This window comes from Prochlorococcus sp. MIT 1223 (genome assembly GCF_034092465.1).
In the GTDB taxonomy this organism is placed as follows: domain Bacteria; phylum Cyanobacteriota; class Cyanobacteriia; order PCC-6307; family Cyanobiaceae; genus AG-402-N21.
The window spans coordinates 1,423,739-1,435,019 of the sequence record NZ_CP139303.1 but is presented as its reverse complement, the minus strand read 5'-3'; the positions used below and the strand labels follow the sequence as shown (position 1 = coordinate 1,435,019).

Annotated in this window: 10 protein-coding genes and 1 tRNA gene; 6 read left to right on the top strand and 5 right to left on the bottom strand. The window is 39.5% G+C overall.

Translation table 11 applies throughout. From position 1 onward, the window contains the following. Window positions 1–149: 149 nt before the first annotated feature. Together SOI85_RS07625 and rpsT are read right to left on the bottom strand one after the other, a co-directional pair. The gene (locus SOI85_RS07625; protein WP_320663798.1) at window positions 150–926 is read right to left on the bottom strand and encodes a TatD family hydrolase; all 777 of its coding nucleotides are present in this window, start codon (window positions 924–926) and stop codon (window positions 150–152) included. An 80-nt stretch (window positions 927–1,006) separates the two neighbouring features. After that, the gene (rpsT, locus tag SOI85_RS07620) at window positions 1,007–1,309 is read right to left on the bottom strand and encodes a 30S ribosomal protein S20 (protein ID WP_320663797.1); all 303 of its coding nucleotides are present in this window, start codon (window positions 1,307–1,309) and stop codon (window positions 1,007–1,009) included. Between the two features lie 128 nt (window positions 1,310–1,437). Between rpsT and hisD the strand changes: the two genes are divergently transcribed. Then, the gene (gene hisD, locus SOI85_RS07615) at window positions 1,438–2,784 is read left to right on the top strand and encodes a histidinol dehydrogenase (RefSeq protein WP_320663796.1); all 1,347 of its coding nucleotides are present in this window, start codon (window positions 1,438–1,440) and stop codon (window positions 2,782–2,784) included. Here the strand turns inward: hisD and rpiA are convergent. Together rpiA and SOI85_RS07605 are read right to left on the bottom strand one after the other, a co-directional pair. Beyond that, on the bottom strand, window positions 2,762–3,475 hold the full coding sequence (rpiA, locus tag SOI85_RS07610; RefSeq protein ID WP_320663795.1) for a ribose 5-phosphate isomerase A: 714 nt from the start codon (window positions 3,473–3,475) through the stop codon (window positions 2,762–2,764). The two genes, hisD and rpiA, sit on opposite strands and share 23 nt — an antisense overlap. A 37-nt stretch (window positions 3,476–3,512) precedes the next feature. After that, the gene (locus SOI85_RS07605) at window positions 3,513–4,616 is read right to left on the bottom strand and encodes a trypsin-like peptidase domain-containing protein (RefSeq protein WP_320663794.1); all 1,104 of its coding nucleotides are present in this window, start codon (window positions 4,614–4,616) and stop codon (window positions 3,513–3,515) included. Between the two features lie 225 nt (window positions 4,617–4,841). On the opposite strand from SOI85_RS07605, the gene SOI85_RS07600 reads away from it, so the two are divergent. The 4 genes from SOI85_RS07600 (at window position 4,842) to infB (ending at window position 10,715) form a co-directional block, all read left to right on the top strand. Beyond that, a complete protein-coding gene (locus SOI85_RS07600; RefSeq protein WP_320663793.1) occupies window positions 4,842–5,306 on the top strand; it encodes a ribosome assembly cofactor RimP in 465 nt (154 codons plus the stop codon). Between the two features lie 56 nt (window positions 5,307–5,362). Continuing rightward, window positions 5,363–6,790, top strand: a complete 1,428-nt coding sequence (gene nusA / locus SOI85_RS07595) for a transcription termination factor NusA (RefSeq protein WP_320663792.1) — start codon at window positions 5,363–5,365, stop codon at window positions 6,788–6,790. Then, complete coding sequence (locus SOI85_RS07590) at window positions 6,787–7,065, top strand: YlxR family protein (protein WP_320663791.1); 279 nt, start codon at window positions 6,787–6,789, stop codon at window positions 7,063–7,065. Before nusA ends, SOI85_RS07590 begins: the two co-directional genes overlap by 4 nt. Before the next feature lie 62 nt (window positions 7,066–7,127). Then, window positions 7,128–10,715 carry a translation initiation factor IF-2 gene (infB, locus tag SOI85_RS07585; RefSeq protein WP_320663790.1) on the top strand — a complete coding sequence of 1,196 codons (3,588 nt, stop codon included), beginning with the start codon at window positions 7,128–7,130 and terminating at the stop codon, window positions 10,713–10,715. 55 nt (window positions 10,716–10,770) lie between these two features. Here the strand turns inward: infB and SOI85_RS07580 are convergent, their stop codons facing one another. Continuing rightward, the gene (locus SOI85_RS07580; RefSeq protein ID WP_320663789.1) at window positions 10,771–11,040 is read right to left on the bottom strand and encodes a DUF3493 domain-containing protein; all 270 of its coding nucleotides are present in this window, start codon (window positions 11,038–11,040) and stop codon (window positions 10,771–10,773) included. A gap of 36 nt (window positions 11,041–11,076) precedes the next feature. Between SOI85_RS07580 and SOI85_RS07575 the strand changes: the two genes are divergently transcribed. Continuing rightward, window positions 11,077–11,148: transfer RNA gene (locus tag SOI85_RS07575), tRNA-Thr, on the top strand. Window positions 11,149–11,281: the final 133 nt, after the last annotated feature.

The window sequence follows — 11,281 nt, the reverse complement described above, 5'->3', positions numbered from 1 at the left end:
CTTGATGAACTCAGCTCAAGATCAATAACGTCAACAATGCACATTAAGAGAAATGCTCTTCGAAAGCTATTACGAAGAAACAAGTCAAACCAGGGCAATTATCAATACTACACTGGGATGAAAATTTTTTCTAGTGAAAAATCCTGTTTTCAAGGTAACCCAAACAATCTTCTTGCATTTGCTGAACTGTTATTAGCCACTGAACAAAATGATTGGTTTTTAATTTCTGAAATCTTCTTTGCTACAAACTCAACATTTGCAGGCTCATTTCTTTTACCTCTGTGAGGTACGGGAGATAGAAAAGGGCAATCAGTTTCTACTAAAAATCGATCATCTGGGACTTCTCTTGCACAATCATGGATTTGCGTGGCTTTCGCAAAGGTAACTGTTCCACTAAAACTAATATAAAAACCTAAGTCCAAGAAATTTTGCATCTCTTCAGGAGTGCCACCCCAACAATGCATAACTCCGTTGGGACACTTATCCAATTCACTAAAAAAATCAAGCATTTCATTAGCGGCATCTCTGCAATGAATAATTACAGGCAAATCAAGATCATTCGCAAGGTCTATCTGAGGCCTTAATACACTTAATTGTTGATCAAGATTTGAATCTTTAAACAAATCCAATCCAAGTTCACCAATCGCGACAATACGAGGATCATTTATTGCCGCTTCGCGAAAGATATCAATAGTATTTGCTTTCCAGTGCTCAGTATCCAGAGGATGCAATCCAACTGCATATCTCAGTTCAGGGAATCTATCTGCTAAAGCCCGAATAGCAGGAATCTCAGAAGGCTCAACACATGCATGCAACAAACTTTTGACTCCTACAGCCCTCCATCGCGAAGCGACCTCATCAATATCACCTTCGAAATTTTCAAAGACAATATGACAGTGGCTATCAATGAGACTATAAGAATTCACTGTTTAAAAAGCACTTGCTAACTATTTTGCATTCTTGCAATTGAACAATGATCAAAATATTTACGATAAGCTCTAAAATGCTAATTATTTTCCTTTGACTTAACTGCTTTTTTAAACGCAGTACTAAGACGAGATTTTTGATTTGCTCCAGTATTACGATGCAAAACCCCTCTCTTTACCGCTTTATCAATTTTGCTGAAAGCAAGATTGATATTTTCTTCTAAGCCTTTCCTCGCTTCATCACCAGGTTTAGTTTCATAGGCTCCAAAAGCTGCAAAACATCTTTTCATCAAGGTTCTCACGGAAGATTGATAAGATTTGTTTTCCAAACGATTGCGTTCTGCAATCTGAATTCGCTTCTTAGCTGAGTTGTTATTTGCCACTGAGGCTTAAGTCTTTCAAACAAGCTTATATTTTAGCTCAAAACCCTTTCATTAATAATTCATCAGGGAAACAAAAGCGATTTAAGATATTTGAGATAAGACTTTTATTAAAGCTTCTTGTGCAGTCATTGAAGACAAACACTAATAAAAAAACAAGCCTTAACAGGCTAAAGATTAAGTCTGTCCAAAACCTCAAAGAAGCCTCTGAGGCGCTAGATAAAATCACGAAAAGGACTAGTGGTAGGGCTCAAAGAAAAGCCATAAATATTGTCGAGTCAATTCTTAACGAGGTTGAAGAAACAGGGGACAAAGCAATCTCTAAATACACCGAGAAATTTGACGGATTTATCCCAAATCCAATTGAAGTCGATCCTATTAAGCTTAAAAAAGCTTGGGATTCAACGCCTTTATCACTGCAAAATGCGCTTAAAACAGCTTATAAGCGTATAAAAAATTTTCACACGCTTCAAGTCCCTAAAGATATCTTGATCGAAGGAGAATATGGAGAACAACTCGGGAGGAGATGGAAACCTGTTCAAAAAGCTGGGATATATGTTCCTGGAGGAAGAGCCGCCTATCCAAGCACTGTTCTTATGAATGCTATCCCAGCTCTTGTGGCTGGTGTAGAAGAGATTGCAATGGTTACTCCTGCAGGTTTAGACGGAGAAATAAATACAACAGTTCTTGCAGCTGCTCACTTAGTTGGCATAACAAAAGTGTTTCGCATAGGAGGGGCGCAAGCAATTGCAGGACTAGCTTTTGGAACAGAAAGTATTCCTAAAGTTGATGTTATTAGTGGGCCTGGAAATTTATATGTGACTTTGGCTAAAAAATTTGTATATGGCAAAGTTGGAATTGATTCACTTGCTGGCCCCAGTGAAGTACTCATAATTGCCGACAAGAGCGCCAATAAAACTCAAGTTGCAGCAGATCTCCTTGCTCAAGCAGAGCATGATCCTCTGGCTGCAGCCATATTAATAACAACAGAATCAAACCTAGTTAATACAATCACTACAGAAATTGAGAATCAACTCGAAAATCACCCAAGAGCAGAAATATGTAAGAGCTCTCTTGAGAACTGGGGCCTAATAATTCACTGCAAAGATATCAAATCTTGCGCAAAGCTAAGCGATGAATTCGCTCCAGAGCATTTAGAGCTACTCATTCAAAACCCTAATGATCTCGCAAAAAACATAAAGAACGCAGGAGCTATATTCCTTGGTCCTTGGAGTCCAGAAGCTATAGGAGATTATCTAGCTGGACCAAACCATACACTTCCTACATCTGGTACTGCAAGATTTAGTGGGGCTCTAAGTGTCGAAACATTTATGAAAAATACATCCACAATTCAATTCACCTCTAATGCTCTTGAGAAAACAAAGAAAGATGTGATTGAATTAGCACTAAGCGAAGGATTACACAGCCATGCTCAATCAATAAAAATAAGATCTATCAAGACTTCTCAAGAGAATTAACTCCTACAATTCCATTCTCCACATTTCCTAATAAAACCTCATCCGTGAGATTAACAAATAGTCCATTTTCTAATACTCCAGGAATATTATTAATTGACTTCTCAAGACTTTCTGAATCTGTTATGCCATCTTTAAATTTAATATCAAGAACAAGGTTTCCTTGATCAGTAACAACTGGACCTGCCTTTTTTTGGGCCATTCTTAATTGGGTTTTTGCACCCATTTCTTCTAATCTATTTTTAACTTGATTCCATGCATCAGGCAAAACTTCGACAGGTAATAAAAAATCTAGATTAAGACGATTTACAATCTTTGTTGAATCAACCACGACTACAAATCTGTCTGCAAGAGAAGCAACTAATTTTTCTTGAACGTGACAGGCTCCCCCTCCTTTAATAAGTTGAAAGTTAGGGTCAACTTCATCTGCTCCGTCAATTGCAAGATCAATTTTGGATACAGCAGAAAGACTTTTCAAGGGAATGTCTAATTCGGAAGCCAGTACTTCGCCTTGAAAAGAAGTGGTTACTCCAACAATATTTTTCAAACTGCCATCTGCAAGCTTTCTACCTAAAGCTCTAATCATCAAAGCAGCAGTAGAACCTGAACCCAATCCAAGCGTCATTCCATTTTGTATTTGGTCAACTGCTGCATTAGCAACAGCTTCTTTCATTTTCAATTGAAGATCAGACATCTTTTTTTTACCATCAGCGGAGACAGTAGCAAGATTTCTACCCAACTCCTGGTAATCGTTGAGGTTTTATAGCAAGTTTTATCTCTTGACTATTCCTTAATACCTCTAAATCAAAAGGTTTTCCTATTTCCGCTGATTCAACTTTTTGCAGTAATGATTGCGGATTATAAATTTCACTACCTTCAGCTGATATAACCAGATCGCCTCTTCTTAAACCTGCTTTCTCGGCTGGACTGTCTGGAACCACTGTTTGAACTAATGCACCTGCTCTCTCGGGCAATTGAATTAATGAATTGGGATCAAGGTTATGTTCTTTTGCAATTCGAACAGTTAAAGCAACGAGTTGAAGGCCTAAGTAAGGATGTACAACTTCTCCGTCAGAAAGAATTTGTTCTGTTACTTTATTTGCAAGATTTATTGGAATTGCAAAGCCTAATCCTGCTCCTGGACCTGATCTAACAAGAGTATTAATGCCAATAACTTCTCCAATCGCATTAACCAATGGACCACCAGAATTGCCTGGATTTATAGCTGCATCGGTTTGAATTAAATCAAGTCTTTTATCCGAAAAGCCCAGGCTATTTATATCTCGATGGAGGCTACTTACGATACCAAGGGTAACTGTTCTTTCTAGGCCAAAGGGAGTCCCAAGAGCAATAGCCCAATCTCCAACTTCAAGGGCCTCTGAATCTCCTAGAGGAGCTGCATTTAATTTATTACTTCCCTCTAACCTTACAAGCGCTATATCAGTAACAGGATCGGTCCCTACTACAAAGCCATCCAATTCATCTCCATTCGAAAGTGTGACACTAACTTCGTCAACCTTCTCTACTACATGTGCATTAGTAAGAATAAGACCATTAGAATCTATTAAAAAACCAGAACCTTGGCCTCTTTGTCTTTCTGGACCAATTTCTGGCTCACCTAATAAATCTCTTAAAAGAGGGTCAATCAATGTTGGGTCAAAAGCTTGGCGATCAATGGTCCTTTCAGTATCTATTCGAACAACAGAAGGAGCGACATTCTTTACAGCAGTAGATACGAAACTATGTTCATACTCAACATTAGAATTTTGCGATGCAAAAACAGGGCTAATCCCTAGAAAAACTGTCAAAAAAAACAGCAATAAAATTTTCCTCATCTGTTCTAATTTGATAGGTTTTGACGTTTCTAGTTAAGGAATCAAGAAAAATCTAACTCAAAACACTAACCTCAGCTGAATTGATTAGACGAAGATTCTTTTATTATAAAAAAAAGTAGATCATCAAGTAATATAAAAATACGCCTGACGGTTACCTCCTTTAATGGAGGCAGGTAAAAACTGAAACCGATTGGGCTACCAGTCCAATCAAAATCCTGCCTTCTGTTGAATTCCCTAGTCATAGACCTTAAGGATCTCGTAAACAGAACTGCCTTAGATAAGGGTTTTGAAGTAATTGCTGTTGAGCTACATACTCATCAAAATCCAATGACAATTCAAGTACAAATCCGTCCCCAAGGCGGAGGTGATGTATCACTAGATGATTGTGCTCTTTTAAACACTCCAATTAGTGACGCATTAGACCAATCAAAATTACTCCAAAATCCTTATATTCTTGAAATAAGTAGCCCAGGCTTACCAGATTTATTAACAACAGATAGAGATTTTGAGACCTTCAAAGGATTCCCAATAGAAGTTAGCTTTATAGATGATCAAGAATCAGAGGTAAAAAAGAATGGATTGCTTCATGAAAAATCAAAGGATGAATTAAAGATTAATAGCAAAGGAAGAGTTACTATTATTCCAATTACAAGTGTGATTAAAGTTCAACTTACTACTTCAAAAGAATAATTTTTCCAAACTCAATTCCACTTATTTAAAACCACCCATTCACTACTCCATCATCGATGGCTCTTGTTCTTCTCCCTGGCCTGAATAACTTAATCGAAGACATAAGTGAGGAAAAGAAACTCCCCACTCAAGTCGTAGAAGCTGCTCTTCGAGAAGCCTTATTAAAAGGTTATGAAAGATATCGGAAGACTCTTTATCTAGGAATAAGTCAAGATCCATTTGAAGAAGAGTACTTTAGTAATTTTGATGTGGGCCTAGATCTTGAAGCGGAAGGATATAGAGTTTTAGCAAGTAAAATAATAGTTGAAGAGATTGAAAGCGAAGACCATCAAATAGCTTTATCCGAGGTCATGCAAGTTGCTGATGATGCCCAAATAGGCGACACAGTTGTACTTGATGTCACCCCTGAAAAAGAAGATTTTGGTCGTATGGCTGCGACAACTACCAAGCAAGTTCTTGCTCAAAAGCTTCGGGATCAACAACGAAGAATGATTCAAGAAGAATTTGCAGATCTTGAAGACCCTGTCCTAACAGCAAGGGTTATACGTTTCGAGCGTCAATCTGTAATTATGGCAGTTAGTTCAGGACTAGGAAGACCCGAAGTAGAAGCAGAACTTCCACGAAAAGATCAACTGCCCAATGATAATTATCGAGCGAATGCAACATTCAAGGTTTACCTCAAAGAAGTAAGCGAAATCCCTCGAAGAGGGCCACAACTTTTTGTAAGCAGGTCAAATGCTGGTCTTGTAGTTTATCTTTTTGAAAATGAGGTTCCTGAAATTCAAGAGGGTTCTGTAAAAATTGTTGCAGTGGCTAGAGAAGCTAATCCTCCATCAAGATCTGTTGGGCCTCGAACAAAAGTTGCTGTAGATAGTAATGAAAGAGAGGTAGATCCTGTTGGAGCTTGCATAGGTGCTCGTGGATCAAGAATTCAGCAGGTAGTAAATGAATTAAGGGGAGAGAAAATCGATGTAATTAGATGGTCTTCAGATCCAATTGAATACATTTGCAATTCACTAAGTCCTTCAAGAGTGGAAATGGTTAGATTGGTTGATCCAGAAGGCCAACACGCTCATGTTCTTGTACCGCCTGATCAATTAAGTCTTGCTATAGGTAGAGAAGGACAAAATGTTCGTCTTGCAGCCCGATTAACTGGATGGAAGATAGATATCAAGAATTCTCAAGAATATGATCAAACAGCAGAAGATGCTGTAGTTGCTGAACTAATAGCACAAAGAGAAGAAGAAGAAGCTCTTCAAAAAGAAGCAGAAGATCGTATAGCCGCAGAACAAGCTGCTAGAGCTGAAGAAGATGCTCGCTTGCGAGAGTTATATCCTTTACCTGAAGATGAAGAAGATTACAATGAAGATTCTGATGAGGCTTCTGGAGTTGAATTAACAATTGAAGATGATATTAAAAACGATTCAAATGAAGAAGAGATTGAAACTGAAGAAAATCATGAACCAGAGGAAGGAGCCCGGTGACCTATAAGCCCGTCCTACGTCGTTGTGTTGCTTGTAGAAAAGTGATTGATCGCAATCAACTATTCAAAGTAACCAAAGATCATAAGGATGGAGTAGTTCTCGAAGGCGGTATGGGCAGATCTGCCTATATATGTCCCAACGAGACTTGCCTCGAAGAAGCTTGGCGTCGCAAACGTATTGAGAAAGCCTTGAGATGTAAGGTGAATTGCAACGTTATAGAAAGTCTTCAAGATCGACTAAATCGCGGCAATGATTCAATCTCTGAGGCAAGATAAAACATAAGCTTCTTTATAAAGGCTAAAAACCCAAAAATTACTTGGACTGAACGGAAAACTTAATGACAAGCAGAGGCAAAATCAGAATCTATGAATTATCTAGGGATTTAAACCTAGATAATAAGGATGTGCTTGATGCGGCCAATAAACTTGCCATTTCTGTAAAAAGTCATAGCAGCTCCATTAGCGATGATGAGGCTAAAAAGATCAAAAGCTTCTTAAAATCAAGCAGCACACAAACCAAGGCGAAGTCACAAGGGAGCAAAGAAATTCTTTCTGTTAAAAAAGCTCCAGTTCAGGTCAAGCAATCCTCACAATTACAAAAAGACAAAAAGAAAGTTAATACTCAAGAATTAGCCAATAAGCCTTCAATACCCAAAAGTCCTTTACCGAAACCAACCTCTAAAGAAACGGTATCTTTAAACCAACCAAGTATTGGCAAAGGTAAAGATCAAGGAAAGCAAGAATTAACCAAAGGTTCTGTCAAAGCAAGTAAGCAAATAGGCAAAAAAAATCCTTCCGAAATAAAGCCTCTTGCCCCAAAACCCAGAGAAATCTTAAAACCAAACTCGGAATTACAAAAAACAAATCTTCCGCAGAAAAATCGAAATATTGCCAAAAGCTCTCAAAATCAAATATCAAATATCAAATCAAGCAAGCAAGTTGATTCAAAGAATCAAACACAAATTCCTAATGCCCATAAACCTCTTACAAAGCCTCAATTAATTAATCCTCCTAAGCCAAAACGTCCTCAAATAACATCACTCCAGCCCAAAGCGAATAAACCAGTTAAGCAAAACAGCGCAGATCCTTACAGAACAAAAATTGAGCCAGATCAAAGGAAAGTCAATCCCCAGAAGAATCAATTTAGGCAAGATAAAAATTTAAACGAACAGAATCGACCATCTGGACAAAAGACTAGTGGTCAGCCTACTAAAAAGAATAATCCTCCAGAACTTGTTGGAGCTCCAATTCGAAGAGAAAGGCCGGTAGATAATAAAAATCAAGGTCCTAGAAATTCGAATAATCGTCCAATGCGTCCAATGTCTCAAACGAGGCAAAATGGCCCCCTCAGGCAAGGTTTGCCTCAAGGAAGGGCAGGAACACCAACTCGACCAGGCGCTCCATCCAGACCTGGTGCGCCCAACAGACAAGGGTCTCCATCCAGACCAGGTGCTCCCAACAGACCTGGTCAAGGAAGACAAAACAGGCAAGCTGGGTCTCAAGGAAGACAGGGTGCTCCTCAAGGAAGGCAAGGAGGTCCTCAGGGTAGACAAGGAGCCCCTCAGGGTAGACAAGGAAGTCCTCAAGGAAGACAAGGCATTCCAAATGGCATGAGAAAGCCTGTGGCTCCAGGTGAATTAATGCAATTACAAAAGCCTTCTGGGCGACCAGGTGCAGCACCTCCTAGGCGACCAGATAGCAATAGTACTGGACAAAACAAACCTAGAAGAGCCGATGGATCTAAGCCACCCGCAAATAGGCCCACTCCACCAACTGCTCCTAAAAAACCCTTCCATAGGCCAGGAAGTAGTAGTGCCCCCAGAAGAGCTCGACCTGACTGGGATGATAGCGCCAAGCTAGATGCTTTAAAGAATAAAACGAGTCAAAAACAAAGGCAAAAAGTTCATATTATCGGTGAAAACGATGACACATTAACAACTCAAACAAGCGGATTTGCTGGCGAACAACAGGCAACTCTTCTTTCTGCAAGTTTAGCTAGGCCTGCGAAACCAAAAGGCACTCAAAAAACTTCCTCTAAACCAACTGCTGCAGTTAGGAAACGTAAAAAAGAAACAACACGCCAACGACAACGAAGACGGGCAATGGAACTTCGCGCCTCACGAGAAGCCAAGCAAGTCAGGCCAGAAATGATCATTGTTCCTGACGAGAACCTAACTGTTCAGGAACTAGCTGACATGCTTAGTGTAGAGAGTTCAGAAATTATCAAATCTCTTTTCTTCAAAGGGATTACAGCCACCGTTACACAATCTCTAGACTTATCCACAATTGAAACTGTTGCAGAAGAGTTTGGAGTACCAGTACTCCAAGACGATGTGGAAGAAGCAGCCAAGAAAACTGTTGAAATGATTGAAGACACCGATCTTGCCCACTTAATAAAGCGACCACCTGTAGTAACTGTTATGGGTCATGTTGATCATGGTAAAACTAGTCTTTTAGATGCTATTCGCCAAGCAAGGGTGGCAGCAGGTGAAGCTGGAGGGATTACACAGCATATTGGCGCATATCAAATAGAAGTAGAGCATGACAAAAAAACAAGAAAACTAACTTTCTTAGACACACCTGGTCATGAAGCTTTTACAGCGATGCGCGCCAGAGGAACAAAAGTTACTGACGTAGCCGTTCTAGTTGTTGCTGCCGATGATGGAGTAAGGCCTCAAACTTTGGAAGCGATTAGTCATGCACGAGCAGCACAAGTTCCAATAGTTGTTGCTATTAATAAAGTTGATAAAGAAGGGTCTTCACCAGATCGAGTAAAGCAAGAACTATCTGATCAAAATCTTATAGCGGAAGAATGGGGAGGAGATGTGGTAATGGTTCCTGTTAGTGCAATTAAAGGAGAAAATATAGACAAGCTTCTTGAGATGATATTACTTGTTAGTGAAGTAGAAGATCTACAAGCTAATCCAGAAAGACTGGCTAAAGGAACTGTTATTGAAGCTCATTTAGACAAAGCCAAAGGGCCAGTAGCAACATTATTAGTTCAAAATGGAACTCTAAAATCTGGGGATGTGATCGCGGCTGGACCAGTACTTGGGAAGGTTCGTGCAATGGTCGATGAGAATGGATCTAGACTTAAACTAGCTGGGCCATCCTGCCCAGTAGAAGCCCTTGGATTCAACGAAGTACCAACTGCAGGAGATGAGTTTGAAGTATATCCAGATGAAAAGTCAGCAAGATCTGTTGTAGGCGATAGAGCTTCTGATGCCAGAGCAACAAGATTGGCTCAACAAATGGCTACACGACGAGTATCACTTTCTGGAATGTCAAGTCAAGCGAATGAAGGGGACTTAAAAGAGTTAAACATAATACTTAAAGCTGACGTTCAAGGAAGTATTGAGGCAATTCTTGGCTCACTAGAACAATTACCAAAAGATGAAGTACAAGTCAGAGTTTTATTATCAGCTCCTGGAGAAATAACAGAAACCGATGTTGATTTAGCAGCTGCCTCGGGAGCTGTAATTGTAGGTTTCAATACATCAATGGCATCTGGGGCCAAAAGGGCAGCCGATTCCTCAGGTGTTGACGTTAGGGACTATGAAGTAATTTATAAGCTTTTAGAAGATATTCAACTAGCAATGGAAGGTTTATTAGAGCCTGAGTTAGTAGAAGAATCACTTGGGGAAGCTGAGGTAAGAGCAATATTCACCATTGGCAGAAGTGCAGTTGCAGGCTGCTATGTGATCAACGGTAAGCTACAGCGCAATTGCAAAGTAAGGGTTAAACGAGGGAATGAAATAGTCTTCGCAGGAGACCTAGACTCGCTTAAACGAAATAAAGATGATGTCAAAGATGTCGCAACAGGCTTTGAATGTGGCCTAGGCTCTGACAGATTCTCGAATTGGAAAGAGGGAGATCTAATTGAAGCCTTTAAGATGGTGACTCAAAAACGCAAGTTAAATGCATAACTATTTCGAATCAAAAGCAATAACTTATTCAAGCTAATTTAATTTAAAACTGTCATTATTTTTTCTTTTCAGTACGACGATCAAACAAAAGTAGAGAACCAAATAATAAAAATGCACCTGCCTGTATACCAAAATCATTCGTTGAAACAACTTCTCCAGCAATTACTCTCGATAACATAATGAATAAGCCTAAGGTTGCAGCAGCAAAAAAAATAAACCATAGGATTCTACGAGGCCCATAGAAAGGATTTCTTGTCTCTTTAAGTAGTTTCTCTCTTAATTGAGGATCTATCTTGGGATCAGGGCTAGGAGTCTGGCTGGACATGGCAATTACAAATCCAAATGTTAAATTCTTCTAGTTGCCGGTGTAGCTCAGGGGTAGAGCAACTGATTCGTAACCAGTAGGTCGTTGGTTCAATTCCAATCACCGGCATGATCAAACTGTAAAGACCAAACAGGCAGATTAATCACAATATTCTGCTTCATTATGAGAAGCATATTGTGATCATAAGCCTTCACCTGATAGCCTAATGAAGATTAAGCAAGGTAATTCCATTACTGGAGGA

Excerpts from the sequence above, each read along its gene's own strand:
- rpiA (WP_320663795.1), bottom strand. The coding sequence starts at position 3,475 with ATGTCTGATCTTCAATTGAAAATGAAAGAAGCTGTTGCTAATGCAGCA.
- SOI85_RS07605 (WP_320663794.1), bottom strand. The coding sequence starts at position 4,616 with ATGAGGAAAATTTTATTGCTGTTTTTTTTGACAGTTTTTCTAGGGATT.
- nusA (WP_320663792.1), top strand. The coding sequence starts at position 5,363 with ATGGCTCTTGTTCTTCTCCCTGGCCTGAATAACTTAATCGAAGACATA.
- infB (WP_320663790.1), top strand. The coding sequence starts at position 7,128 with ATGACAAGCAGAGGCAAAATCAGAATCTATGAATTATCTAGGGATTTA.
- SOI85_RS07580 (WP_320663789.1), bottom strand. The coding sequence starts at position 11,040 with ATGTCCAGCCAGACTCCTAGCCCTGATCCCAAGATAGATCCTCAATTA.